Raw genomic sequence first — 24,793 nt, 5'->3', positions numbered from 1 at the left:
CTCACTGGCTTCAATAGATCCCCTGGCCCGTCCCTTGCATTGACCCCCTAAAGCCCATCCGGTATCCGGTTGGGCGCTGCCATTAGGGGTGAAACATTACCTTGAATATTCTTGACCTCGACCACAGCCTCACCGGTCAGGCCCCGATTGCCCGGCGTTTGGCCAGTGGCCGTGCCACACGCATCGACCTGCTGGACCTGGGGCCGAAGCTGCGCCTGTGGTCCAGCGAAAAAACCTGGAAGCGCTTCGCCGAACGCCTGGCCCATCGGCCCCGGCCCACAGACGCGCGGCCGGAAATCCTGTTTGTCGGCTCCGGCGATTATCACCACCTCACGCCGGCGTTTCTCGCCGACCTCAAAGAACCCGTCAGCCTGATCCACTTCGACAACCACCCCGACTGGGTGCGCTTTGCGCCCAAGCGTCACTGTGGCTCGTGGGTTAACCGCGCGCTGAAAATGCCGGCGATCAAACGCATCGTCACCCTCGGCCCCTGCAGCGATGACCTGCATAACCCGCAACTGCGCGGCGGCAACCTCGGCGCCCTCAAGCGCGGGCAGTTGCAGTTGTTTCCCTGGCAGCACGCACCGTCGAAAGTCTGGGGCCGGATCGGCGATGGCGCCGGGCATCAGCAGCAGGAAAACCACCTGCACTGGCGCAACCTGGCGGAGCTGGATTGGGCCGCGTTTCTCGAGCAGATGATCGCCGGCCTGCCCACCGAAGCGATCTGGATCACCATCGACAAAGACGTGCTCGCCAGCGAAGACGCGGCCACCAACTGGGACCAGGGCGGCATGCGCCTGAGCCATTTGCTCCAAGCCCTGCGGGCGTTGGCGGCACGTAAGCGCATCATCGGCATCGACGTGTGCGGCGAGTTCGCCCAGCCGGCGTTCAGCAATGCGTTCAAACGTTGGGAAGCCAAGTCCGACCAGCCGCCACCGGAGCGTTGGAGCGCTGAAGATTTGCAGCGCAACGCGGCGACCAATGCCGCCCTGATCGACCTGTTCGAGGAGCTGTTCCCGTGAGCCTGACCGTGGTGTTACTGGTGGCGTTTTCCATCGTGCTCGATGTGATCGGCCAGTTGTGTTTCAAGATCGGCCTGGACCGTTTACCGGAGCTGGAGGGCGAGTTTCGCCTGAATGCGTTCTGGGGCCAGGTGTTCAATGCGCCGTTGCTGTGGGCGGGCATCGGTGCCTATGCGGTGGAGTTTTTCGTCTGGCTCGAAGCCTTGTCCCGCGCGCCGCTGAGTCTGTTGTTTCCGTCTGCGGCGCTGGCGTATTGCGGCGTGGTGCTGGCGGGCAAAGTGGTGCTGGGGGAAACCGTCAGCCGTCGCCGTTGGCTGGGCACGCTGGTGATCACCTGTGGCGTGATGTTGGTGGCTATTTCCGGGAGTCAGGCATGAGTACGCGCACGATCAATAGCGGTTGGTTGCATGGGCGCGTGGGCACGGCGGTGCTGTGGGCCTTGCTGATCTGCACCGAGAGCGCCGGCCAGTTGTTTACCAAGGTCGCCGGGGATCAACTGGGGCAGATGGCGTTCAACTGGCAGTGGCTGGCCGAGGTGGCGCGCAACCCTGGGATTCTGGCGGCGATCGCCTGTTACATCGGCGCGTTTTTCGTGTGGATGCTGATCCTGCGGCGCAGCAGCCTGTCCCTGGCGTTTCCCCTGAGTTCGCTGGTGTTTGTGGGGGTGCTGCTCGGTTCGTGGCTGGGGCTGGGGGAACATATCAGCCCGCTGCACTGGGTGGGGGTGGCGGTGATTATCGTCGGTATCGCGTTGTTGGCCGACGGCGAAGAAAACTGAAGCCCCCCCACTGTAGAACCGGCTTGTCAGGGTTTGCGGTTTGCCGGCAAAAAGCCCAGGCCATGGGACACCGCAATTACCTTGACCCCCGCCGCGCGTTGCTGCTCGGCGATCTCCCGATGAAACGCCGTCATCTTGGTCCAGTGCATTTTCGGCCGGTAGTGATGCTCGGCGTGGTAGCCGTTGTTCATCCAGATCAGGTTGTACAGCACGCTGTAGGAACTCACGCCCCAGGCGATTGGCAAGTCGGGGTTGGCGCCGAAGTGTTCGTAGTAACCATTGAGCGAGGACAGGCACTGGCCCAAATACCAGAACGGCAGCAGCCACAGCACCGCCTGCCAGTGATAGAAGGCCAGGGCGATATAGAAGGCCACGGTCACTGCGATCTCAACCTTGACCCAGCGCGCGTCCGCCGGGCGCTTGCGTTTCATTTCGTCGTAGAACGGCTTGGGGTCGTCGCGGAAAAAACTCAGGAAGGTGTAGGCCCACGGGTTTTCCGGTTGGCCATTCTTGCCGCGCTGGTAGATCGACAGCGGGTCGATGGTGCGCCCATCCAGCCCCGGCAGATCGCTGTTGCCACGGTGATGGCGGTTGTGGATGTCGCGGTAGAGCGTCTGGGAGAACCCGATGGTCACCGACAGCAACAGGTCGAAGGCGCGGTTCATTGCGTGATGACTGAAGTAGGCGTTGTGGATCTGGTTGTGGGAGATGCTGTTGATGCTCCACGACAGGCTCACGGCGTAGACCAGCGACAAGGGCACCAGAGCCCAGCCGCTCAGGCTTTGGAAGGCCGTGACCAGCCAGATGACAAAGGCGAAATGCGCCAGGCCCAGGGCGATGGGCACCAGGTCCCAGAGCGAATGTTGCAGCAGACGGTAAACGGGGCGAGCCATGAAAAATGTCCTGGAAAAATGGATTCCGGGGCGTTATTGCAAAGCTCAGACCAACCTAATCGAACTTATAGCTAATGGCCGTCTGGACCTGGCCCTGGTTCACGTCGCCGGTCTGCTTGACGATGCTGCTGTTCGACGCCGAACCCACCAGGTGGACCCAACTGGCGCTGGTCAGCAGTGACCAGTGGGTTGCCAGCGGGAACTCGAAACTCTGGGTCAGGGTGAGGTTCTGGAACCCGCCGCTGGCGTTGTAGGCCTTGAAACCCGTGGCTGCGGCTTCGTTAGTGTCGACCCCGAAAAACGTCTGGGTCTGGCGCGCATCGGCGAAGTGCGCGACCAGGCCGCTGCTGCCGATGATCCCGCCGCCCAGCGGGTAGCCCAGCTCACCGCCGATCTTGCCCAGCGCGCCGCTCTGCGCGTGGCCGCCGCCGACGGCCTGGCCCAGTTGGGCGTACACGCGCCAGAAGTCGACCGGGGCGTATTGGATGAAACCGCCCACTTCAGCCATGTCCGACACATTGCGCAGCCGCTGCAACGAGCCGTTGGACGTGCGCCCCTGCAGGTAATTGATGTACGGGCCGGCGGTCAAACCCTGGATCTTCAGGGCGCTCCAGGTCAGGCCGTCGTCGGTGCTCAGGCTGACGTCGCCCCAGTCCAGGTCCAAATACGGGACCGGGCGTGTTTCGTAGCGGCTGGCGGTGGGGTCGTGGGGTTGATAGCTGATGCCTGCGCCGGCCTCACCGGTGATTGCATCCGCCTGGACGGTGCTGGAAAAGCCCCACAGCCCCAGTAAACCGGCGAATACAGCAGAAGTAACCTTGAACATGAAGCTTTTCCTTATCTGGGCATGCGCGCATGAACGCGCGAAGGGCAGCCCTGATGCAAGCACTCATCTTGTTTGTAGCAAGCTACAAAAAATGTAGCTTGTGCGACACGAATTACCCGAAGCACCCGGCAAAGCCCCAGCCCCGCTGGGTAATGGCCAGTTGGCACAGTCTCTGCTCTAGCCCAGTTGCAAGCGCATACAGCGCGCTCCTCTTAGGTAAACGCAGATGATCCACTGGCATATCGTGTGTGACTTCGACGGGACCATTACCCCCACCGATGTCATCGACAACGTCCTCCAACGCTTCGCCGGCCCCGAGTGGGAAACCATCGAACAGCAATGGCTGGATGGGCACATCGGTTCACGCGAATGCCTGAGCCGCCAACTGGCGCTGATCAAAGCCACCCCGGCGCAACTGCTGGCGTATTTCGACAGTGTCGAGATCGACCCGGACTTCCCCGACTTCGTCGATCACGTCATGGGCCTGGGCGCGACCATCGAAGTGGTCAGCGACGGCATCGAACAAGGCATCGCACGCATCCTGTCGCGCAACTACGTGACCTTGCTGCCGATCATCGCCAACCGCCTGCGCCAGGTCGACCAGGACAGCTGGCGCATCGACTTCCCCTACGCCAGCGACGCCTGCCGTGCCGCCTCCGGCAACTGCAAGTGCAAATCCACGCCGCGCAACAAGCGCGTGCTGGTGATCGGCGACGGCAAGTCCGACATGTGCGTGGCCTCCACCGCCGATTTCGTGTTCGCCAAGGGCAGCCTCGCCGATTACTGCGTGGCCCATGACATTCCTCACGCACGCTTCGACACCTTCGCCGAAGTGACCGCACTGCTGGCCCAACTGCCCCAGGGCATCGCCGCCAACGCCACCTCCTTTACCGCTGCCGACAACCAGGAACTCTTCCACCATGTCTGATATCCGCATCGCGAGCGCCGAAGACCAGATTCTTCTGGATAAAGAAGCCAAGTACTGCTCCTACGGCGACACCGTCCACTACATCGAGCCACCGCGTATTTTCAGCCGTTGCGAAGGCTCCTACGTGTGGGACACCGAAGACCAGGCCTACCTCGACCTGCAAATGTGGTACTCGGCGGTCAACTTCGGCTACGCCAACCCGCGCCTGAACAACGCGCTGAAACAGCAGATCGACACCCTGCCGCAAATCGCCAGCCAGTACCTGCACAAAGGCAAGATCGAGCTGTCGGAAATGATCGCGGTCGACGCCAAGAAAAAATTCGGCCTCGACGGTCGCGTGCATTTCAACGTCGGCGGTTCGCAGTCCATCGAAGACTCGCTGAAAGTGGTGCGTAACGCCACCAACGGCAAGAGCCTGATGTTCGCCTTCGAAGGCGGCTACCACGGGCGCACCCTCGGCGCTTCGTCGATCACCTCCAGCTACCGCTACCGTCGCCGCTACGGCCACTTCGGCGAGCGCGCGCAGTTCATCCCGTTCCCGTACCACTTCCGCGGCCCTAAAGGCATGACCAAGGAAGAATACGGCAGCCACTGCGTGCAGCAATTCGCCCGTCTGTTCGAGACCGAATACAACGGCGTGTGGGACCCGAAAGTCGGCCAGAGCGAATACGCCGCGTTTTACGTCGAGCCGATCCAGGGCACCGGCGGCTACGTGATCCCGCCGATGAACTTCTACCGCGAACTCAAGCAGGTGCTGGACCAGCACGGCATCCTGATGGTGTCCGACGAAATCCAGATGGGCTTCTACCGCACCGGCAAACTGTGGTCGATCGAGCACTTCGACGTACAACCGGACGTGATCGTGTTCGGCAAGGCGCTGACCAACGGCCTCAACCCACTGGGCGGCATCTGGGCCCGTGAAGAGTTGATCAACCCGAAAATCTTCCCGCCAGGTTCGACCCACTCCACCTTCGCCTCCAACCCGTTGGGCACGGCGGTGGGCCTGGAAATGTTCAAGATGACCAACGAAGTCGACTACGGCGCGATGGTCATGGCCAAGGGCAAGTTCTTCCTCGAAGGCCTGCAGGACCTGCAAAAACGCTTCCCGATCATCGGCGATGTCGACGGCCTGGGCCTGGCCCTGCGCTGCGAAATCTGCGGCCCGGACGGCTTCACACCGGACAAGGCGACCCTGGACTACATGGTTGAGGAAGGCATGAAAGGCGACATGGTGGTGGACGGCCAGAAACTCGGGCTGATCCTCGACGTGGGCGGTTACTACAAGAACGTGATCACCCTGGCACCGTCCCTGGAAATCAGCTACCCGGAAATCGAGCTGGGCCTGAAGCTGCTCGAGCAACTGCTGGTGCGGGCGACCAATCGGTGAATAACCTCGAGATCGACCTCGGTGACGGTGATGCCGGCTTCGTTCTCGGTGAAGGTCCGGTCGGGATTCTGTTGATCCACGGCCTGACCGGCACCCCGACGGAAATGCGCCAGGTTGCCAAAGGCCTGGCCAAAGCGGGCAATTGCACGGTGTACGTGCCCACCCTGGCCGGGCACTGCGGCGATAACAGCGACCTGCAGGCCACCGGCTGGCGTGACTGGTACGAAGGCGTGCGCAAGACCTTCGTGCAAGTCCGTCGGCGGCATGCGCAGGTGTTTGTCGGTGGCTTGTCCATGGGCGCGGTGATGTCGATGTACGTGGCCGCCGAGCACCCCGGGCAAGTCGCCGGGCTGCTGATGTATTCCACCACCTTGAAGTACGACGGCTGGAGCATCAACAAACTGGCGTTCCTCACGCCGTTGCTGATGAAAATCCCGTTCGGCGTGCACATCTGCAGCTTCGAAGAGAAACCGCCCTACGGCATCAAGAATGAACGCCTGCGGGCCATCGTCGAACGGCAGATGAAGGAAGGGGAGAGCAGCGAGGCGGGTTTGCTGACCATGGAGGGCATCACCGTGCGCGAGTTGCACCGGATGAACGCCGTGGTCAAAAAACGCATGCCCCAGGTCAAGGTGCCGGCGTTGGTGCTGCATTCGATCGAGGATGACATCACCAGCCGCTGGAACGCCGACTACGTGGAACGCCACCTCGGCGGGCCGGTGACCAAGATCCTGCTGGACAACTGCTACCACATGATCACCGTCGACCTGCAGTACCGCCGGGTGATCGAGTTGAGCGCAACGTTCGTCGAGCAACACAGCTCGGCTGTGGATGTTGGCTATCTGGAGGGCCAGGCGGCTCTTTGTGGCTAGCGGGTTTTCTGTGGCGAGCGGGACAAGGCCGCTCGCCACAACCGCCACAAGCTCACTTTTCACCACAAGCCCGACGGATCCAGAAGAAAAAGGGAAACACGTGATAACCACCCAAGCCTTCCCAACTATCCGGGCTCTCCAGCGCAGCGCCTGGAACGACTGCTTTCCCGGTGCCCTGGAGGACTGGGACTACTACGTCGCTGTGGAAAACGCCGCCATCGCTGATTTCCAATGGCGTTACCTGGCGGTTTACGAAGATGGAACGCTGGTGGCTGTGGCCGCCGCGTTCATCACCCATTATCGGCTCGACACCACGGTGTCGGGTGCCGGCAAACGCTTGACCGAGCGTCTGGCGCGGCTGTGGCCCGGTCTCATGCAATTGAGCCTGTACGCCATCGGCTCGCCGGTGGCCGAGCGCTGCGACGCCGGGGTGGCCAGCCACGTCCCGGCGTCGCGTCGCGCGCTGCTGCTCAGGCACTTGCTCGAGGCCGCACGCCAGGATGCCGATGATTTCGGGATCGGCCTGGTCGCGGTCAAGGACGCGCCCAGCCAGGACCCGCACTGGCTCGACAGCTGCCGCGCCGCCGGTTTTCAAAGCATGCCGAGCCTGCCCACGGGGGTGTTGCCGTTGCCCTACGGCTCGGTGGACGCCTACCTCGGCTCCCTGGGCAAATCCACACGCAAGGACCTGCGCCGCAAACTGCGCGCATCGGGCCCGCGGGTGGAGTGGCGGCACAACATCGACGATGTGCTGTCCGACGTCATGCGCCTGTACGAAGCCACCCTGACACGCGCCGAGTTGCAGTTCGAGCGCCTGCCCGCCGACTACTTCACCGGCGTGCTCGAACGGCTTGGGGACCGCGCGGTGTGTGCTCTTTACTGGGTCGACGCGCAGTTGGTGGCGTTCAACCTGATCCTGGTCGACGAGCACCGGCTGGTGGACAAGTTTTTCGGGCACGACGTGGCGTTCACCCGCGATTACAACCTGTACTTTCGCAGTTGGCTGACCAATGTCGACTACTGTATTCAACACAATATTGCGCTGTACGAGTGCGGCCAGGCCGGGTATGCCAGTAAGCTGCGCCTGGGCTGCGAGTTCCTGGGCAACAGTGTGTTTTTCCGGCATCGCAACCGGCTGGTCAACGGCCTGCTCAAGCTTGTAAAACTGTTTATTCGACCGGATCGTTCCGACCCTGCCATGGCTGCTGCGATAAGCGAAACCCGATGATCAACAAGACCCGCCAGAAAGCCCGCCCCTTTGCCATTTCGCGTTGGAGCGTCCAGCGCAAGCTGGTGCTGGCGTTCTGGTTGGTCAGTGTGATTCCCACCATGATCGCGGCGGAACTGGCCGCCACTACGCTGTCGCAGATCTTCGACAGCAACGTGCGTATCTGGCTGCAGGAGTCGACCAAGATCGTCAAGGACGAGATCGGTGACATCCTTCACGACAACGCGCGCATGGCCAAACTGTTCCTGCGCTACATCGGCCCGCCCTCCAGCCGCCAGGCGGCCAAACACGACAGGCTCACCGCCGACATTGCCGATGCCAGCGATATCGACGTGGTCGCGCTGATCCGCGCCAGCGATCACAAAGTGATGTTCAGCACCGCCGCCGATGACATCGTCAAACAGATCAACGTGACCAATAACACGGTGTTGCAGACCGTGCAGGTGGCCGGGGTCACCACCGGCATCGTGGTCTCGACCTTCGAGAGCACCCAGGACGGCGTCGATTACCAGTTGCTGGTCGGGACGTACCTGGACAGCAGCTTCCTCACCAGCGTGGCCGATGTGCACTCCCTCGACCTGCGCCTGTACCTGGCCAAGCCCGAGGGTTTTTCGGAGATTTTCTCGACCCAGCGCTTCGAGGATCACCCTTCGCGCATCCCTAAAACTGTCGAAGCCGCGATGCGCAGCACCCGGCAGCCCAGTGAGCAGTTCACCAATAACTACAGCGGCCTGTACTGGCCGATCTTCAATGATGCCGGCGAGCTGCAAGGCGTGATCTTCAGCGGCCTGCTGCGTCATACCAGCCTGGTGGGGCTGGTGAACCAGAGCAATCTGTTCGTGCTGATTTTCCTGCTCAGTTCGGCGCTGTCGCTGGCGGCGGGGGTGCTGGTGTCGCGGCGCCTGACCCGGCCGCTGCGGGATCTGTCCCAAGGCGTGAGCGCGGTGATTTCCGGCAATTACACCCACCGTGTCGCCGTCAGCGGTGGCGATGAGCTGGCGCAACTGAGCAGCACCTTCAACCACATGACCGAGCGCCTGGGCGAGTTGCATCACCTCGAAGCCCAACTGCGCCGCCGCGATCGCCTGCACGCCCTGGGCGAAGTCGCCATGGGCCTGGCCCACGAGATCCGCAACCCGCTGGGCATCATCAAGACCGCCACCCAGTTGCTGCACCGCCGCGCCGACCTGGCGGAAACCGACAAGCGCCACCTGGAATACGTGATCAGCGAAGTCAGCCGCATCAACGACCTGATCACGGAGTTTCTCGACTTCGCCAAGCCCAACCCGCCGTTGCGCGTGGTGCAGTCGGCCCGTGCGCTGGTGGAAGAGATCCTGGGCTTCTGCGCGCCGGAACTGGCCACCCATAACATCGACGCGCAGATCGATGACCAGGCGCCGGGCGCGACGATCTACGCGGATGCCCGGCAGCTCAAGCAGGCCTGCCTCAATCTGATTCTCAACGCCGTCGACGCCATGCCCGAAGGCGGGCGCCTGACCCTGGGCCTTCGCAGCGTGGACGACAACACCGTGATCAGCATCGCCGACACCGGACAGGGGATTGCCGCCGAGATGATCGAGCGCATCTTCACGCCGTTCGTCACCACCAAGGCCTCGGGCACGGGCCTGGGCCTGGCCAAAGTCTATTCGATCATGGAGAGTCACGACGGCAGCATCGAATGCGTCAGCGAGAAAGATGCCGGCGCCACCTTCAGCCTGTACATTCCGGCGATGGGCGAAGACGACGAGGACAGTCATGACGCATAACATTCTGGTAGTCGACGATGAACCCAAGCTCTGCGACCTGCTGGCCTCGGCCCTGGGCCAGAACGACGTGCAAGTGTTCATTGCCGGCAACGGCCTGCATGCACTCAAGGTGCTGGAGCAGGAAGACATCGACCTGGTGATCAGCGACTGGCGCATGCCGGGCATGGACGGGCCGGCGCTGCTGGCCGAGATCAAGGTGCGCTACCCCCAGGTGCCGGTGATCGTGATGACGGCCTACAGCACGGTGAAAAACGCCGTACAGTCGATCCGCAACGGCGCCTACGACTACATCGCCAAGCCCTTCGATATCGACGAGCTGGACATCACCGTGGCCAAGGCCCTGCAGTTTCGCGACATCCTGCGCGACAACGCACGCCTGCGCGCCGAGCTGGACGAACATGCACAATTCGACAGCCTGGTGGGCGACAGCCCGGCGTTTCGCAAAGTGCTGCAGGCGGTGGACTCGGTGCGCGACAGCAGCGCCACCATCCTGCTCACCGGCGAAAGCGGCACCGGCAAGGAAATGGTCGCCCGCGCCATCCACAAGCATGGCAGCCGTGCCGACAAGCCCTTCGTGGCGGTCAACTGCGCGGCCATCCCGGAAGGGCTGCTGGAAAGCGAAATGTTCGGCCACCGCAAGGGCGCCTTTACCGGCGCCGTGGCCGACCGGATAGGGCGCTTCCAGCAGGCCGACCAGGGCACGCTGTTCCTCGATGAAGTGGGTGATATGCCCTTGGCGTTGCAGGCCAAGATTCTGCGCGCGTTGCAGGAACGGGTGATCGAACCGGTGGGCGATCCCCGCGAGCGCAAGGTGGATGTGCGGGTCATCGCCGCCACCAACAAGAATTTGCTGGAGGCGGTGGCCAACAAGGAATTTCGCGAAGACCTGTATTACCGCCTCAACGTATTCCCGATTCCGCTGCCGCCGTTGCGCGAGCGGGTGGAAGACATCGCGCCCCTGGCCCGGCACTTTGCCCAGGCCCTCAGCGCCACCGCCGGCAAACGCATCACCGGCTTCAGCCCCGAGGCGTTGCAGGCCATGGCGGCGTATCACTGGCCGGGCAATATCCGCGAACTGCAGAACTGCGTGGAACGCGCAACCATCGTGGCGGCATCTGCGGAGATCGAGGACATCGACTTGCCCGGTTATCTGTTTGCGTCCAAACCCGGTGAAGGTGACGTGACGGCGATCCTCAGCGACGGGCCGGGTATTCCCCGCGACCTCGATGCGGCGCTGGCAGAGGTGGAAAAAGCCTACATATTGGCGGCGTTGCAGGAGAGCAATGGCGTACAGGCAACTGCGGCGGCGAAGATCGGGATTTCCGAGCGCAGCTTCTGGTATCGCTTGAAGAAGCTGGGGATTCAAGTGGGCAAGATCGTCCGCTGATCCACCGCGATTAAACCTGTGGGCGTGGGGTGTGTCAGGTGTGCAGGCGTACCCACACGCTGACCAGCACGGTGGCTGCCATCAGCCACGCCACCGCCGCCACGGCGAGCGACGCTTCCAGGCGCATCCGATCGACCATCACGTAAAGCGTCGCCAGGTACACAAAGTACGGAATGATCGACCACATCCCGAACACGATGGTGGTTTTCAGATCCTCCACCGAACGGCCCTTGCCGACGATGTAATGGGCGATCAGGGCAAAGGTCGGAAACAGCGGCACCAAGCCTGCGATGTAATAGTTTTTGGTCTTGGCCAGCGCGGCCAATATCAACACTACCGCCGCGCCCAGGGCGGCCTTGATTAGCAGATCCACACTGTGCTCCTTAGTGGCTCAAACCGTATTTCTTGACCTTGTCGAACAGGGTGGTCTTGGCCATCCCCAGTTCCTGGCTGGCCTGGGTCAGATTGCCGCCGCTGCGTTGCAATGCATCCACGAGCAGGTTGCGTTCGAAGGCTTCCACCGCCTCGGTGAACGCCAGGCCTTGGCTGCCGCTGCTGACGCCACTTTTTTTGAAGGCGGGCAGGCCAAGGGCGAAGCGTTCGGCGACGTTGCGCAGTTCGCGCACGTTGCCGGGCCAATCGTGGCTCATCAGGCTGGACAGCGTCTGGTTGTCCAGTTCCGGGGCCGTGCGGTCAAAGCGCAGCGACGACTGCTGCAGGAAATGTTCGAACAGTTGCAGGATGTCTTCGCGGCGCTCGCGCAGAGGCGGCAGTTCCAGGGTCACCACGTTGAGGCGGTAGTAGAGGTCGCTGCGGAACTGGTTGGCGCGGCTCAATTCGTCGAGATCGGACTTGGTGGCGGCGATCACCCGGCAATCCACTGCCACGCTCTGGTTCGACCCCAGGCGTTCCAGGGTGCGCTCCTGCAAGACCCGCAGCAATTTGATCTGCAGGTTGATCGGCATGCTCTCCACTTCATCGAGGAACAACGTGCCTTCGTGGGCGTGTTCGATCTTGCCGATACGGCGCTTGCCGGCCCCGGTGAAGGCGTTGGCTTCGTGGCCGAAGATCTCGCTTTCGAAGAGGTTCTCCGGCAAACCGCCGCAGTTCAGCGCGACGAACTGGTGGGCATGGCGGCGGCTGAAATCATGCAGGCAGCGTGCAACCAGCTCCTTGCCGGTGCCGGTCTCGCCTTCGATCAGCACGTTGGCGGACGTATCGGCAACGTTGGCGATCAGTTCTCGCAGGTTCTGCATGGCGGGCGAGCGGCCGATGATGCGGCCCTCCAATGAGTCGCGCTCGGCCAACTGACGACGCAACGACCAGACTTCCCGCGCCAGAGCGCGCTGTTCCAGGGCGCGGCGAGCCACGTCCACCAGGCGTTCGGGGGAGAAGGGTTTTTCCATGAAATCGTAGGCGCCATTACGCATGGCGCCGACCGCCATGGAAATATCGCCATGTCCGGTGATCAACACCACCGGCAGGCTTTTATCCAGGGCCTTGAGACGGGTGAGCAACTCCAGGCCGTCGATGCCCGGCAGGCGGATATCGCTGATGACAATGCCCGCGAAGTTCTCGCCGATACGCTTCAACGCTTCTTCGGCACTGCCCACGCCGACGCTGGTGATGTCTTCCAGCGCCAGGGCTTGCTGGCAGCCGAGCAGCACATGGGGATCGTCCTCGACGATCAGCACGGTCAGGTCAGTGTTTTTTTCTACGTTCATGTCGACTCAGCTTTTTGAGCGCCCACCAGCGGCAGGCACAGGACAAAGGCCGTACCACCACCGGCCGGGTGCTCCACGGCGAGGTTGCCGCCGGTGGCCGCCGCGAGGCTGGCAGACAAGGTCAGGCCCAGGCCCAGGCCTTGCTCACCGGGTTTGGTGGTGAAGAACGGTTCGAACAAATGTTTGCGCGCCTCGGGGTCGATGCCGTGGCCGTTGTCGCGTACGAGCAGGCGGTATTTGCCGTCGGCGGCGCTGCCTTCCAGCCACAGTTCGGGGGCCGGTTGTGCCTGCATGGCGTCGAGGGCATTGCCGATCAGGTTGACGAGGATCTGTTCCAGGCGGGTCTGGTCGATCTGCAAGTGGGCCGGGGCGAAGTCACGGTGCAGGGTCAGCGGCAGGCTGTCCAGGCGTGCGCCCAGAACCTGGAACGCGGCGTCCACCGCTTTGCCCAGGCTGGCTTCGCCCTGGTCATCGCCGCGTCGGGCAAACGAGCGCAGGCTGGCGGTGATGCGGCCCATGCGGTCGATCAGTTCGTTGATGGTCTTGAGGTTGGCGCTGGCAGTGTCCAGGGCGCCGCGTTCGAGGAAGCGCACGGTGTTGCCGGACAAGGTACGCAGCGCGGCCAGTGGCTGGTTCAATTCATGGGCGATGCTGGTGGACATCTGCCCGATGGCCGCCAGCTTGCCGGCCTGCACCAGTTCATCCTGGGCGCGGCGCAGGGTTTCTTCGGCCTGGCGCCGTTCGCGGATCTGGCCCTTGAGCCGTTCGTTGCTGGCACGCAGGTCGGCGGTGCGTTCGGCAATCCGCCGCTCCAACTGGCTGTTGGCTTCCTGCAGGGCTTCCCGCGCGGCGAGGCGCGTGGCGATGACCTTGCGCCGCTCGTTCCAGGCAATCAGCAGAAGGGCCACCAGGCCAAAGGCGACGGCCACCAGGATGCCCTGGTTGATCGCCGCGCGGCGCAGGTCGTTGAGCGGGGTGAGCAGGGTGAAATTCCACGGCGTGTCGTTGAGCGGGCGGGTCTGGGCGAGGTAGCTGACCTCGTGCTCGTCGTTCACCACTTCGCTGTTGGCCGGAAAGGTCAGTTTCTCGGTGCCCGCGTTCAGGCGCTCACGGGCCAGGGGTTCCAGCTCGTTCAGCGTGGCCCAGTAATATTGCAGGCTGTGGGCCAGGCGTTCCTTGGTTTCATCGCTCAGCGAGCGCACGGCCTTGAGGCGGCGGGCCGGGTCGCTGGAGAGGATGATGATGCCGTTCTCATCGCTGACAAAGGCTTCGAGGCGGGCGCGCTGCCAGCGTTCTTCCAAGGCTTCGAGACGCACCTTGACCACGGCGACGCCAATGATCTTGCCGTGTTCCTCCAGGCCGTGGGCCAGGTAATAACCGGGTTCGCCGTTGGTGCTGCCGATGCCGTAGAAGCGTCCGGGCTGGCCGCGTACGGCATTCTGGAAATAGGCGCGGAAGGACAGGTCTTCACCCTGGTAACTGTCGGCGTCGCGCCAGTTACTGGTGGCCAGCACACGGCCGGTGGTGTCCATCACGTAGATGGCCCGGCTGCGACTGCGTCGGTTCAGGCCTTCTAGGTAATCGTTGACGGTTTTGCGGGTTTCCTGATTCGGATCGGCCAGCAGCTTGGAGACGCTGGACTCCAGCTCCAGCAGGCTGGGCAGGTAGGTGTATTTGCTGATTTCACTTTCGACGGTGCGGGCATGCAGCTCCAGCTGGCGTTCGCCGGTATCGCTGAGGGTGCGGATGCCATAGTACTCGCTGACCCAAAAGCCGATATAACCCAGGCCGATCATCAGGGCGACGATCAACGGCGGCAGGAACAGTTGGCGGATCAGACGAGGCTTCACGGCAAGTGATGGCGGTGCGGCGCGATAGAGGTTGGGGTCGCATTTCATCACAGATGCCTTGGGTCAGCTACCGCTCACCCCTTCCTGTAGGAGCGAGCTTGTTCGCGAAAAAGCCAAGGGCACCGCGTTCATCCAGGATGTGCGCGTCATCGTTGTCGTTTTTCGCGAGCAAGCTCGCTCCTACAGGAGGAGCGAGCTGTGGCTTTTTTAGTGCTGCAGGATTTTCTCAAGGAAGTGCTGCGCGCGCTCGGAGCGGGCGCTGACGTCGCCGAAGAACTCTTCTTTCGGGCAGTCTTCGATGATCTGGCCTTTGTCCATGAAGATCACGCGGTCGGCCACTTTGCGGGCGAAGCCCATTTCGTGGGTCACGCACATCATGGTCATGCCTTCCTGGGCCAATTGCACCATCACGTCCAGTACTTCGTTGACCATTTCCGGGTCCAGCGCCGAGGTCGGTTCGTCGAACAGCATGACGATCGGGTCCATGGCCAGGGCGCGGGCAATCGCCACACGTTGCTGCTGACCACCGGAAAGCTGGCCAGGATGCTTGTGGGCGTGTTCCGACAGGCCGACGCGCTCAAGCAGTTGCAGACCTTTCTTGGTGGCTTCTTCCTTGCTGCGGCCGAGCACCTTGATCTGCGCGATGGTCAGGTTTTCGGTGATGGTCAGGTGCGGGAACAGCTCGAAGTGCTGGAACACCATGCCCACGCGCGAACGCAATTTCGGCAGGTCCGTCTTCGGGTCGGCGATGGACGTACCGTCGACGATCACGTCGCCTTTCTGGAACGGTTCCAGCGCGTTGACGCACTTGATCAGGGTGGATTTGCCCGAGCCGGACGGTCCGCACACCACGATCACTTCGCCTTTTTTAACCTCGGTGCTGCAATCGGTCAGCACCTGGAAGTCGCCATACCACTTGTTGATGTTCTTGATAGAGATCATACGGCAAACCTTTTTTGCAGACGCTTGACCAGCAGCGAGGCGGAAAAGCTGATGATGAAGTAGACGACACCGGCGAAGACCAGGAACTCATTGGAGCGGCCGATAATGTCGCCGTTGGAGCGGGCGGAGTTGAGGAAATCCACCAGGCCCACGGTGTAGACCAGCGAGGTGTCCTGGAACAGGATGATGCTCTGTTGCAGCAGCAACGGGGTCATCTTGCGGAACGCCTGGGGCAGGATGATCAGGCGCATGGTCTGGCCGTAGGTCATGCCCATCGCTTGTGCGGCGGCCATCTGGCCCTTGGGAATCGACTGCACGCCGGCCCGCACGATTTCACAGAAGTATGCGGCCTCGAACATCATGAAGGCCACGACACAGGAAGTGAACGCACCGATCGGGGTGTCTTCGCCGGTGATCCAGCGCAGCACGAACGGCACCGCCAGGTAGAACCAGGTGATCACCAGCAGCAGCGGGATCGAGCGGAAGTAGTTCACATAGGCGCCGGCCAGGCGCGACAACAGCTTGTTGGAGGACAGGCGCATCAACGCCAGGACCGTGCCGAGGGCTATACCGCCGATCACGCCCATGACCATCAACTGCAAGGTCATGACCATGCCGTTCCACAGGCCGGGGATGGCGGGGATGATGCCGCTGAAATCGAATTCCATTATTTACCCCCCACGGAGATCAGGCCGGGCACGGCGACTTTCTTCTCGATCACGCGCATCAGCAGCATCAGGCTCATGTTCAGGGTGAAGTAGATCAGTGTGGCCAGGGTGAAGGCTTCGAACAGGTTGGCCGAGAATTCGGCGGTCTGTTTGGTTTGCGCCAGCAGTTCCATCAGGCCGATCAAGGACGCCACGGAGGAGTTCTTGAACACGTTGAGGAATTCCGAGGTAAGCGGCGGAATGATGATCCGATACGCCTGGGGCAGCAGCACGTTCCAGTAGATCTGCGGCAGCTTGAAGCCCATGGCGCGTGCGGCGGCTTCCTGGCCACGCGGCAGCGCCTGGATACCGGTGCGCACTTGCTCGCATACACGGGCGGCGGTGAACAGGCCCAGGCACACGACGACGCTCAGGTAGGCCGAGGTGGTTGGGTTCAGGTCTTGCTTGTACCAGTCCTGCAGGTTTTGCGGCAGCAGGTCGGGTATCAGGAAATACCAGATGAACAGCTGAACCAGCAGCGGCACGTTACGAAACAGTTCCACGTAGCAGGTCGCGATGCCCGATACGATGCGGTTTGGCACGGTGCGCATGACCCCCAGAATGGAGCCCAGCAGCAAGGCGATGATCCATGCCACGACGGCGATGGCGATGGTCCAGCCCAGGCCGGTGATGTACCAGTCGAGATAAGTCTCGCTGCCAACGCCGGTGGACTTGAAGAACACGCCCCAGTCCCAGTTGTAATTCATTAGGGTCTCCCCTCGAAATCGATCGATGTACAAGCACCTACTTGGGGAAAATCCATTCCCACCTGACGGTGAACGCCAGGCACACGCGATCGGCTCGAAAACCGCCAGTCGAGTGTTCCAGAAAATAAAGCCAGCAGGTAGTAACAGACGCCTGAGGAAGCAGGGCTCCCTCAGGAGATAAGGTTAGTCAGGATTTAGATCTTTACTTCTGGAGCCGGTTTGTCGGTCGGGTTCTTGATCAGTTCCTTGACCTTGTCGCTCATCGGGAAGTTGAGGTTCAGTTTTTTCGGTGGAATCGGGCTTTCGAACCACTTGCTGTAGATCTTGTTGATTTCGCCGGATTTGTACAGGCCGACGATGGCGTCATCCACGGCTTTTTTGAAGGCTGGGTCGTCTTTACGAACCATGCACGCGTAGGCTTCAAAGGACTGTGGCGTGCCGGTGATGACCCAATTTTCCGGCTTCTTGGCCTTGGCTTCTTCACCGGCCAGCAGGGCGTCGTCCATCATGAACGCTACGGCGCGGCCGCTTTCCAGCATCTGGAAGGACTCGCCGTGGTCTTTGGCGGAGATGACGTTCATGCCCATCTGCTTGTCGGCGTTCATCGCCTTGATGATGCGCTCGGAGGTGGTACCGGCGGTGGTCACGACGTTCTTGCCTTTCAGATCGGCGAAATCGCTGTAGGACGGCTTGCCATCCTTGTCTTTCTTGACCAGCAGGCGGGTGCCGATTTCGAAGATGTTGGTGGTGAACGCGACTTGCTGGGCGCGTTCGGCATTGTTGGTGGTGGAACCGCACTCGATGTCGACGGTGCCGTTCTGGACCAGCGGAATACGGGTCTGCGACGTGACCAGGTTGTACTTGGCCTTCAGGTCGGGTTTGTTCAGGTCTTTTTTCAGGGCTTCAACGATGGCCAACTGAATGTCGTGGGAGTAGCCCATGGGTTTACCCGAACCATCCGCGATGTAGGAAAACGGAATGGAACTGTCGCGGTGCCCGAGGGTGATGGTGCCGGAGTCGTTGATTTTCTTCAGCGTGCCGGTGAGTTCGGCGGCGAATACTGGAGTGCTGATCAGAGCAGCAGCGATAGCTGCGCCCAAGATATGGGGAACGATGCGCATCAATACTTCCTCGACATTTGTTTTTTTTATGAAGCCGCTGAACGGCTCTCTTGTACAGCGAATGCCCGTGACGGCTCCTGAGACGTCCAAGGCATCGTCTAGCAGTGTAGAGCATGAGTCGTGCCAGACCCGATCTAAAAGGCTAAGTCTTTGATTTATATTGATATTAATTTCGCATGATGACGAATTTTCAGCCGTTGGGTACGGCAAACCGAATAGGCTGCAGTATCGCGTTCGGAAAACCGAATGAAAACCTGGGCATAAAAAAGCCCCCGGACCTCGCGGCCCAGGGGCTTTTGTGCGAAAGGTCTGTCAGGCCGCTTCGATCTTGCTGCGGTTTTGCTCAACCTTGCACAGATAACGCTGTAGGTTGTCCTGTTCTTGCGGGGTGGTGAACAGGCCAAGTTTGGTGCGGCGCCACAGGATGTCCTGCGGTTGGGTGGCCCATTCTTCGGTACACAGGTAGTCGACCTCGCGGGTGTACAGGCCACCGCCCAGGTGGTCGCCCAGATCAGCCAGCGATTGCACGCCTTCCAGCAAGCGCCAGGTACGGCTGCCGTAAGTGGTGGACCAGCGACGCGCAATGTCCTTGGGCACCCAGTCGAATTTGCTGCGAATCGCTTCGGCCAGGGCTTCTGGCGTGGTCATGTCTTCGCCGCCCGGCAGGCTGGCGCTGGCGGTCCAGCTTGGGCGCATCTGGGTGAAGTAGGGCGCCAATTGCGCCATCGCCGACTCGGCGAGCTTGCGGTAAGTGGTCAGCTTGCCGCCGAACACCGACAGGATCGGCGCCTCGCCCGTGCCGCCGGAGAGCGATAAGGTGTAGTCGCGGGTGATGGCCGACGGATTATCCGACTCGTCGTTGCACAGTGGGCGCACACCGGAATAGGTGTGGACGATGTCATCGCGGCTCAACTGCTTCTTGAAGTGCGCGTTGACCACCTTGAGCATGTAGTCGGTCTCGCCTTCGGTAATCGTCACTTTCGCCGGATCGCCGGTGTATTCGCGGTCGGTGGTGCCGATGATGGTCAGGTCGTTCAGGTACGGGATCGTGAAAACGATGCGTTGATCTTCGTTCTGCAGGATGTGCGCATGAGCGCCTTCGTACAGTTTGGGCACGATCAGGTGGCTGCCCTGGATCAGACGGATGCCGTAGGGCGAATCCAGCTTCAAGTCTTCCTTGATGAATTTGGCGACCCACGGCCCGGCGGCATTCACCAGCGCCTTGGCGCGGATCGAGAACAGGCTGCCATCGGCGCGCTCCATGTTCATTTCCCACAAACCCTTGCTGCGGTGTGCGCTTATGCAACGGGTCTGGGTATGGATGTGCGCGCCTTTTTCGCGGGCGGCCATGGCGTTGAGTACCACCAGGCGGGCATCGTCGACCCAGCAGTCGGAATATTCGAAGCCTTTGGTGATTTCGCTCTTCAGCGGGCTGTCGGGGCCGAACTTGAGGCTTTTGGAACCGGCCAGTTTTTCGCGTTTGCCCAGGTGGTCATACAGGAACAGGCCTGCACGGATCATCCACGCCGGGCGCAGGTGCGGTTGGTGCGGCAGCACAAAACGCATCTGTTTGACGATGTGCGGGGCCTTGGCCAATAGCACTTCGCGTTCGGCGAGGGCCTCGCGCACCAGGCGGAATTCGTAATGTTCGAGGTAACGCAGGCCACCGTGGATCAGCTTGCTGCTGGCCGAAGAGGTGTGGCTGGCCAGGTCGTCCTTTTCGCAAAGGAATACCGACAAACCGCGCCCGGCTGCGTCTGCTGCAATGCCGACGCCATTGATCCCGCCGCCGATAACGGCGACGTCATAGACTTCGGCAAGCGGTGGAGCAGGCAAGGTAGAAGGGTTCATCGGCTGGCCTCGCGATCTTTTTCGTATTGGAATTCGAACATTAATGTTCATTTGCGAAAATGGTAGCTGATAAACGCGGGCACAGCCACCCGCATTCGATTGAAAAAACTCATCGAAGGGCGAGAAAAGGAAAATTAATGAACATAAGACCCGTAGGAGTCGGCTTGTCGGCTCCTACGGTGCGGGGGTTAGACGACTTCCAGGCGAACCTTATGCTGGTTCAACAACTGCACCAGCGCCGGTACCGGCTCCTGATCAGTCACCAGGCAGTCCACCAGGCTGATCGGCCCCAGGCGAATCATGGCATTACGCCCGAACTTGCTCGAGTCGGCCGCCAGGATCACCTTGCGCGCATTGGCGATGATCGCCTGGGAAACCCGCACTTCCTGGTAATCGAAGTCGAGCAGGCTGCCGTCTTCGTCGATGCCGCTGATGCCCACCAGGGCGAAGTCGACCTTGAACTGGTTGATGAAATCGACGCTGGCCTGGCCCACCACGCCGCCGTCACGGCGCACGTTACCGCCGGTCAGCAACACATCGAAGTCGTCCTTGGCGCTGAGCATGGTGGCGACGTTGAGGTTGTTGGTGATGATTTTCAGATGGCTGTGATTGAGCAGCGCCCGCGCGATGGACTCGGTGGTGGTGCCGATATTGATGAACAGCGAGGCGTTATCGGGAATTTGCGCGGCGATGGCTTCGCCGATGCGCTGTTTCTCGTCGCGCATCTGGTCGGCACGCATGGCGTACGCGGTGTTTTCGACACTGGAGTCATAGGCCGCGCCGCCGTGGTAGCGACGCAGCAGGTTGGCGTCCGCGAGCTGATTGATATCGCGGCGGATGGTTTGCGGGGTGACAACGAACAACTGCGCCATTTCCTCGATACTGACGTAGCCGCGTTCGCGGACCAGTTCGAGGATTTGTTGCTGGCGGGGAGGCAGATTCATGGGGCGTCCTTTGGGCTGCCATACAAAAGTGGCCCATGATGACGCAGGAATCTGCTCCCTGCCAGTTACAACCCTATATGGGTTCGGCGCTGGGCTTATTCAGCGCCTTCGTGGGGTTCCCAGTCACGGGTGCGGCTCACTGCCTTTTGCCAGCCGGCGTAGAGTTTCTCCTTGGCGGCTTCTTCCAGTTGAGGTTCAAAGAAGCGCTCGATCACTGCCTTGCCGCGCAATTCCTCCAGGCTGCCCCAGAAGCCGCACGCCAGGCCCGCCAGGTAGGCCGCGCCGAGTGCCGTGGTTTCGCGCATTTGCGGGCGCTCGACCTGGGTGCCGAGGATGTCGGCCTGGAACTGCATCAGGAAGTTGTTGGCCACCGCGCCGCCGTCCACGCGCAGGGACTTGAGGCGCTCGCCGGAATCCTGCTGCATGGCGTCCAGTACGTCGCGTGTCTGGTAGGCAATCGACTCCAGGGCTGCACGAATGATGTGATCCACGCGTACGCCACGGGTCAGGCCGAACAGCGCGCCACGGGCGTAGGGGTCCCAGTACGGAGCGCCCAGGCCGGTGAAGGCCGGGACCAGGTACACGCCGTTGCTGTCCTTGACCTTGCCGGCGAAGTATTCGGTGTCGTGGGCGTCGTTGATGATTTTCAGCTCATCGCGCAACCACTGCACGGTGGAACCGCCGTTGAAGACCGCGCCTTCGAGGGCGTAAGCCACTTCGCCACGCGGGCCGCAGGCGATGGTGGTGAGCATGCCGTGCTTGGATTTCACCGCCTTGTCGCCGGTGTTCATCAGCAGGAAGCAGCCGGTACCGTAGGTGTTTTTGGCCTGGCCGGCTTCCACGCACATCTGGCCGAACAGCGCCGCTTGCTGGTCACCGGCGATACCGCCGATGGCAATGCCGCTCTTGGTGCGGCCATAGATTTCCGAGGAGGATTTGACTTGCGGCAGCATTTCCCGCGGTACGTCGAGGATCTCCAGCATCTTCGCGTCCCACTCCAGGGTGTGGATGTTGAAGAGCATGGTGCGCGAGGCGTTGGTGTAGTCGGTGACGTGGGTCTTGCCGCCGGTAAATTTCCAGATCAGCCAGCTATCGATGGTGCCGAACAGCAGCTCGCCGTTGCGCGCTCGCTCGCGGCTGCCTTCGACGTTATCGAGAATCCACTTGAGCTTGGTACCGGAGAAGTAGGGGTCGGTGACCAGGCCGGTGGTGTCGCTGATGTATTGCTCGTGGCCATCGCGCTTGAGCTGCTGGCAGATCTCGGTGCTGCGGCGGCACTGCCAGACAATCGCGTTGTAGATCGGGCGGCCGGTGACCTTGTCCCAGACCACGGTGGTTTCACGCTGGTTGGTGATGCCGATGGCGGCGACCTGATCATGGTGCAGGCCGGCCTGGGCCAGGGCCTCGACCATCACCGCGCTCTGAGTGGCGAAGATCTCCATCGGGTCATGCTCGACCCAGCCGGCCTGTGGGTAATGCTGGGCGAATTCACGCTGGGCCGTGCAGACCACGTTGGCGTCACGATCAAAGATGATCGCCCGGGAACTGGTGGTGCCCTGATCGAGGGCAATGATGTAGTTCTTATTCTGAATATCGGTCATGTCAATTGCCTTGGACGAAATAAGGAAGTCGGAAATCAGCCCGGGCCGCAAAGGGCAGGGGACCGGGCTGGCGCTTTCAGGAGATACGAGTCTTGCCGTTGACAGCCGTGTCAGTTGTTTCAGCTATAGCAGGTGCGGCGCTTGGCAGATGGCGGGCAATCAGCCCGCGATAGGCCGCAGCACCGAGGCAGGCGCCAACGATCGGCGCGAAAATCGGAACCAGGAAGTAAGGAATATCACGGCCACCGGTAAAGGCTATTTCACCCCAGCCGGCGAAAAAGGTCATCAGCTTGGGCCCGAAGTCCCGCGCCGGGTTCATCGCAAAACCGGTCAATGGGCCCATGGCGCTGCCAATCACCGCGATCAGCAGGCCGATCAGCAGGGGCGCCAGCGGGCCACGGGGCAGGCCGTTGTTGTCGTCGGTCAGGGCCATGATCACGCCCATGAGAATGGCCGTGATGACCACTTCCACTAGGAACGCCTGGGCCGTGCTCAGCAGGGCATGGGGGTAGGTGTCTAGTCCTGAAATAGGTTTACACCTATTTCAGTCTCAAAACGCCCGGTGCACTGCATCGGGCGTTTTGTATTTCAGGGATAAGTGCGGCCGCTCCCGATTGTAGATTTGCACCGACTCATCCACCATTTTCACTGCATCCGCCAGGTCTTTGGGACGATGCAGCAAAAACTCAGTCTTCAAAATCCCATTTATCCTCTCCGCCATCGCGTTCTGATAGCAATCATAGCCGTCAGTCATTGAGCACCTGATTCCATGCCGGGTATGCATCCGTTGGTATAAATCGGAGCAATACTGGGCTCCGCGATCTGAATGATGGATGAGCGGTTGATTGGATTTTCGCTGACTAACAGCCTTCTGCAGTGCCCTGACCACCGACTCCGTATGCAGGCTGCCGTGCACATGATGACCCACGATTTTGCGTGAGTACGCGTCTGTTATCAGGCTGACGTAAGCGACACTTTCCCGCGTTGGGAGATAGGTAATGTCTGCGACCCAAACCTGCTCAGGTCTGCTGGCTACAACTTGTTCCGGGCCAGCTTTGAGTAGGTTGGGGTGACGGCGGAAGCGATGATGGCTATGCGTGGTTTTATGATAAGCACGTTTGCGAGGGACTAGCTCTCGCGCCTCTCGCAAGATGGAAAACAGGCGGTCTCGACCGACACGTAGCGTCGCTGCGGCTTCAGTTACCATCAGGTGGTGCAGTTTGCGCGTCCCAAGCCTCGGCTGGCGGCGACGCTTTTCCAGAACGAATTCCACTACCTGCTGGTCTTGGCAAACTCTCGCGTCAAAGGCTCGGTTGCGCTTGTAATACGCTTGGCGCGAAATGCCCATAAACAGGCAAGCCCTGGTAATGCTCAGGTCTTGGATTTGCCCTTGCGAGAGGACTTGCCGGGTCGCTTTTTTACGATGGACACACCGTAATCATTTTTCAAGACGTTCACGACAGCTTCAAAGAACTGGGCCTTCTGATTGCTCAGCGCCAACTGTTCTTCAAGCTCTTTGATCCGCTGTTCGGGTGTCAGCGGGAGGTTGGGGTCGGTCATCGGCCTGCTCCGCAGCGCTCGGATTGAGGCGCCTTGGCTCCAGTCCTGTCGGCCATGCTTGCGTAACCAAACCAGTACCGTGGACCGGCCTTGAATGCCAAAGCGCCGTTGAGCCTCTTTATAACTCAACTCGCCTTTTTCGACTTGATCTACGACTGACAATTTAAAAGCTAGCGTGTAATCGCGCTGGCTCCGCCTTTTTCCCGTATCCATTGAATCCTCCTGAAGATCGGTCAGAAGGTGTAAACCTTATTCAGGACGGGACAAGGTGGAGAACACCGAGGCCAATTCCAGGCTGGCTTGAGTGCCGCGCACCATATGGTGGGTTTGTTCGTAATCGAAAAACAGGTTGCTGTAGAGGGTGTACACCAAGGCCGCCGAACAGAAGGCGCCGGCGACTTGGGCGAGGATATAGAAGGGCAGTTTGCGCTTGTCGAAGTCGGCGAAGATACACAGGGCGATACTCACCGCTGGATTGAGGTGAGCCCCGGAAATCCCGGCGCTCAGGTAGATCGCCATGCTCACGCCGACCCCCCAGATGACACTGATTTCCCACAAACCAAAGCTGGCACCCGCGACCTTGAGTGCTGCGACACAACCTGTACCGAAGAAGATCAGAAGCGCAGTCCCCAGGAATTCGGCCATGCATTGGCTCGAAAGTGAAGGCTGTTGAAGAGCAGTTGTCATGGAAAACCTCGA

The 24,793-nt window shown here is 61.0% G+C and carries 22 protein-coding genes and 2 pseudogenes; 9 read left to right on the top strand and 15 right to left on the bottom strand.

Annotated features, from left to right (window positions below; translation table 11 throughout):
- Positions 1–101 precede the first annotated feature (101 nt).
- Genes ACLH0J_RS28090 through ACLH0J_RS28080 form a run of 3 tightly spaced genes read left to right on the top strand, consistent with a single transcriptional unit; the run spans position 102 to position 1,800 of the window.
- Positions 102–1,022 (top strand): arginase, encoded by a 921-nt coding sequence (locus ACLH0J_RS28090; RefSeq protein ID WP_411389998.1) that lies wholly within the window; start codon positions 102–104, stop codon positions 1,020–1,022.
- Complete coding sequence (locus ACLH0J_RS28085; RefSeq protein ID WP_411389997.1) at positions 1,019–1,399, top strand: transporter; 381 nt, start codon at positions 1,019–1,021, stop codon at positions 1,397–1,399. Before ACLH0J_RS28090 ends, ACLH0J_RS28085 begins: the two co-directional genes overlap by 4 nt.
- A complete protein-coding gene (locus ACLH0J_RS28080; protein ID WP_411389996.1) occupies positions 1,396–1,800 on the top strand; it encodes an EamA family transporter in 405 nt (134 codons plus the stop codon). Before ACLH0J_RS28085 ends, ACLH0J_RS28080 begins: the two co-directional genes overlap by 4 nt.
- A 26-nt stretch (positions 1,801–1,826) precedes the next feature.
- Here the strand turns inward: ACLH0J_RS28080 and ACLH0J_RS28075 are convergent, their stop codons facing one another.
- On the bottom strand, positions 1,827–2,693 hold the full coding sequence (locus ACLH0J_RS28075; protein ID WP_411389995.1) for a fatty acid desaturase: 867 nt from the start codon (positions 2,691–2,693) through the stop codon (positions 1,827–1,829).
- A gap of 55 nt (positions 2,694–2,748) precedes the next feature.
- Complete coding sequence (locus ACLH0J_RS28070; protein ID WP_411389994.1) at positions 2,749–3,519, bottom strand: MipA/OmpV family protein; 771 nt, start codon at positions 3,517–3,519, stop codon at positions 2,749–2,751.
- Positions 3,520–3,745: 226 nt separating this feature from the next.
- On the opposite strand from ACLH0J_RS28070, the gene ACLH0J_RS28065 reads away from it, so the two are divergent.
- From ACLH0J_RS28065 to ACLH0J_RS28040, 6 genes are all read left to right on the top strand, one after another.
- Entirely contained in the window at positions 3,746–4,447 is a 702-nt protein-coding gene (locus ACLH0J_RS28065) for an HAD-IB family phosphatase (RefSeq protein ID WP_411389993.1), read from the top strand.
- A complete protein-coding gene (locus tag ACLH0J_RS28060; protein ID WP_010564115.1) occupies positions 4,440–5,834 on the top strand; it encodes an aspartate aminotransferase family protein in 1,395 nt (464 codons plus the stop codon). Before ACLH0J_RS28065 ends, ACLH0J_RS28060 begins: the two co-directional genes overlap by 8 nt.
- Entirely contained in the window at positions 5,831–6,706 is an 876-nt protein-coding gene (locus tag ACLH0J_RS28055) for an alpha/beta hydrolase (protein WP_411389992.1), read from the top strand. Before ACLH0J_RS28060 ends, ACLH0J_RS28055 begins: the two co-directional genes overlap by 4 nt.
- Before the next feature lie 100 nt (positions 6,707–6,806).
- Complete coding sequence (locus ACLH0J_RS28050; protein WP_411389991.1) at positions 6,807–7,934, top strand: GNAT family N-acetyltransferase; 1,128 nt, start codon at positions 6,807–6,809, stop codon at positions 7,932–7,934.
- Positions 7,931–9,700 (top strand): ATP-binding protein, encoded by a 1,770-nt coding sequence (locus tag ACLH0J_RS28045; RefSeq protein WP_411389990.1) that lies wholly within the window; start codon positions 7,931–7,933, stop codon positions 9,698–9,700. Before ACLH0J_RS28050 ends, ACLH0J_RS28045 begins: the two co-directional genes overlap by 4 nt.
- A complete protein-coding gene (locus ACLH0J_RS28040; RefSeq protein ID WP_411389989.1) occupies positions 9,690–11,087 on the top strand; it encodes a sigma-54-dependent transcriptional regulator in 1,398 nt (465 codons plus the stop codon). Before ACLH0J_RS28045 ends, ACLH0J_RS28040 begins: the two co-directional genes overlap by 11 nt.
- A 34-nt stretch (positions 11,088–11,121) precedes the next feature.
- On the opposite strand, the gene ACLH0J_RS28035 is transcribed toward ACLH0J_RS28040, so the two are convergent.
- The 13 genes and pseudogenes from ACLH0J_RS28035 to ACLH0J_RS27975 form a co-directional block, all read right to left on the bottom strand.
- Complete coding sequence (locus ACLH0J_RS28035) at positions 11,122–11,460, bottom strand: GlpM family protein (protein WP_411389988.1); 339 nt, start codon at positions 11,458–11,460, stop codon at positions 11,122–11,124.
- A 10-nt stretch (positions 11,461–11,470) separates the two neighbouring features.
- Entirely contained in the window at positions 11,471–12,811 is a 1,341-nt protein-coding gene (locus tag ACLH0J_RS28030) for a sigma-54-dependent transcriptional regulator (protein ID WP_411389987.1), read from the bottom strand.
- Positions 12,808–14,709, bottom strand: coding sequence for an ATP-binding protein (locus ACLH0J_RS28025; protein ID WP_411389986.1), 1,902 nt, complete (start codon positions 14,707–14,709; stop codon positions 12,808–12,810). The genes ACLH0J_RS28030 and ACLH0J_RS28025 overlap by 4 nt, the downstream gene beginning before the upstream one ends.
- Before the next feature lie 159 nt (positions 14,710–14,868).
- The gene (locus ACLH0J_RS28020) at positions 14,869–15,603 is read right to left on the bottom strand and encodes an amino acid ABC transporter ATP-binding protein (protein WP_411389985.1); all 735 of its coding nucleotides are present in this window, start codon (positions 15,601–15,603) and stop codon (positions 14,869–14,871) included.
- On the bottom strand, positions 15,600–16,271 hold the full coding sequence (locus ACLH0J_RS28015) for an amino acid ABC transporter permease (RefSeq protein WP_411389984.1): 672 nt from the start codon (positions 16,269–16,271) through the stop codon (positions 15,600–15,602). Before ACLH0J_RS28015 ends, ACLH0J_RS28020 begins: the two co-directional genes overlap by 4 nt.
- Positions 16,271–17,017, bottom strand: a complete 747-nt coding sequence (locus tag ACLH0J_RS28010; protein WP_411389983.1) for an amino acid ABC transporter permease — start codon at positions 17,015–17,017, stop codon at positions 16,271–16,273. The genes ACLH0J_RS28015 and ACLH0J_RS28010 overlap by 1 nt, the downstream gene beginning before the upstream one ends.
- Before the next feature lie 194 nt (positions 17,018–17,211).
- A complete protein-coding gene (locus ACLH0J_RS28005) occupies positions 17,212–18,138 on the bottom strand; it encodes a glutamate/aspartate ABC transporter substrate-binding protein (protein WP_411389982.1) in 927 nt (308 codons plus the stop codon).
- A 312-nt stretch (positions 18,139–18,450) separates the two neighbouring features.
- A complete protein-coding gene (gene glpD, locus ACLH0J_RS28000; protein ID WP_411389981.1) occupies positions 18,451–19,989 on the bottom strand; it encodes a glycerol-3-phosphate dehydrogenase in 1,539 nt (512 codons plus the stop codon).
- A gap of 188 nt (positions 19,990–20,177) precedes the next feature.
- The gene (locus ACLH0J_RS27995) at positions 20,178–20,933 is read right to left on the bottom strand and encodes a DeoR/GlpR family transcriptional regulator (RefSeq protein ID WP_411389980.1); all 756 of its coding nucleotides are present in this window, start codon (positions 20,931–20,933) and stop codon (positions 20,178–20,180) included.
- 95 nt (positions 20,934–21,028) lie between these two features.
- Positions 21,029–22,534 carry a glycerol kinase GlpK gene (gene glpK, locus ACLH0J_RS27990; protein WP_411389979.1) on the bottom strand — a complete coding sequence of 502 codons (1,506 nt, stop codon included), beginning with the start codon at positions 22,532–22,534 and terminating at the stop codon, positions 21,029–21,031.
- Positions 22,535–22,610: 76 nt separating this feature from the next.
- Positions 22,611–23,060: pseudogene (locus tag ACLH0J_RS27985) on the bottom strand (MIP/aquaporin family protein); the annotation flags it as partial.
- Between the two features lie 24 nt (positions 23,061–23,084).
- A protein-coding gene (locus tag ACLH0J_RS27980; RefSeq protein ID WP_411389081.1) for an IS3 family transposase occupies positions 23,085–24,307 on the bottom strand; the annotation gives its coding sequence in 2 pieces (ribosomal slippage) (positions 23,085–23,956 and positions 23,956–24,307; 1,224 coding nt in all).
- A gap of 42 nt (positions 24,308–24,349) precedes the next feature.
- A pseudogene (locus tag ACLH0J_RS27975) lies at positions 24,350–24,781 on the bottom strand (MIP/aquaporin family protein); the annotation flags it as partial.
- Positions 24,782–24,793: the final 12 nt, after the last annotated feature.

Origin of the sequence: Pseudomonas sp. MPB23 (assembly GCF_046605395.1) — a bacterium.
In the GTDB taxonomy this organism is placed as follows: domain Bacteria; phylum Pseudomonadota; class Gammaproteobacteria; order Pseudomonadales; family Pseudomonadaceae; genus Aquipseudomonas.
The sequence above is the reverse complement of the archived record's forward strand: the minus strand, read 5'-3'. Positions and strand labels throughout refer to the sequence as shown.

What these genes read in the sequence shown, in the direction of transcription:
- ACLH0J_RS28025 (WP_411389986.1), bottom strand. Translation starts at nt 14,709, where the DNA reads ATGAAATGCGACCCCAACCTCTATCGCGCCGCACCGCCATCACTTGCC.
- glpK (WP_411389979.1), bottom strand. Translation starts at nt 22,534, where the DNA reads ATGACCGATATTCAGAATAAGAACTACATCATTGCCCTCGATCAGGGC.
- ACLH0J_RS28020 (WP_411389985.1), bottom strand. Translation starts at nt 15,603, where the DNA reads ATGATCTCTATCAAGAACATCAACAAGTGGTATGGCGACTTCCAGGTG.
- ACLH0J_RS28010 (WP_411389983.1), bottom strand. Translation starts at nt 17,017, where the DNA reads ATGAATTACAACTGGGACTGGGGCGTGTTCTTCAAGTCCACCGGCGTT.
- ACLH0J_RS28060 (WP_010564115.1), top strand. Translation starts at nt 4,440, where the DNA reads ATGTCTGATATCCGCATCGCGAGCGCCGAAGACCAGATTCTTCTGGAT.
- ACLH0J_RS28075 (WP_411389995.1), bottom strand. Translation starts at nt 2,693, where the DNA reads ATGGCTCGCCCCGTTTACCGTCTGCTGCAACATTCGCTCTGGGACCTG.
- ACLH0J_RS28070 (WP_411389994.1), bottom strand. Translation starts at nt 3,519, where the DNA reads ATGTTCAAGGTTACTTCTGCTGTATTCGCCGGTTTACTGGGGCTGTGG.
- ACLH0J_RS27995 (WP_411389980.1), bottom strand. Translation starts at nt 20,933, where the DNA reads ATGAATCTGCCTCCCCGCCAGCAACAAATCCTCGAACTGGTCCGCGAA.
- ACLH0J_RS28030 (WP_411389987.1), bottom strand. Translation starts at nt 12,811, where the DNA reads ATGAACGTAGAAAAAAACACTGACCTGACCGTGCTGATCGTCGAGGAC.
- ACLH0J_RS28065 (WP_411389993.1), top strand. Translation starts at nt 3,746, where the DNA reads ATGATCCACTGGCATATCGTGTGTGACTTCGACGGGACCATTACCCCC.
- ACLH0J_RS28005 (WP_411389982.1), bottom strand. Translation starts at nt 18,138, where the DNA reads ATGCGCATCGTTCCCCATATCTTGGGCGCAGCTATCGCTGCTGCTCTG.
- ACLH0J_RS28040 (WP_411389989.1), top strand. Translation starts at nt 9,690, where the DNA reads ATGACGCATAACATTCTGGTAGTCGACGATGAACCCAAGCTCTGCGAC.
- ACLH0J_RS28015 (WP_411389984.1), bottom strand. Translation starts at nt 16,271, where the DNA reads ATGGAATTCGATTTCAGCGGCATCATCCCCGCCATCCCCGGCCTGTGG.
- ACLH0J_RS28045 (WP_411389990.1), top strand. Translation starts at nt 7,931, where the DNA reads ATGATCAACAAGACCCGCCAGAAAGCCCGCCCCTTTGCCATTTCGCGT.
- ACLH0J_RS28080 (WP_411389996.1), top strand. Translation starts at nt 1,396, where the DNA reads ATGAGTACGCGCACGATCAATAGCGGTTGGTTGCATGGGCGCGTGGGC.
- glpD (WP_411389981.1), bottom strand. Translation starts at nt 19,989, where the DNA reads ATGAACCCTTCTACCTTGCCTGCTCCACCGCTTGCCGAAGTCTATGAC.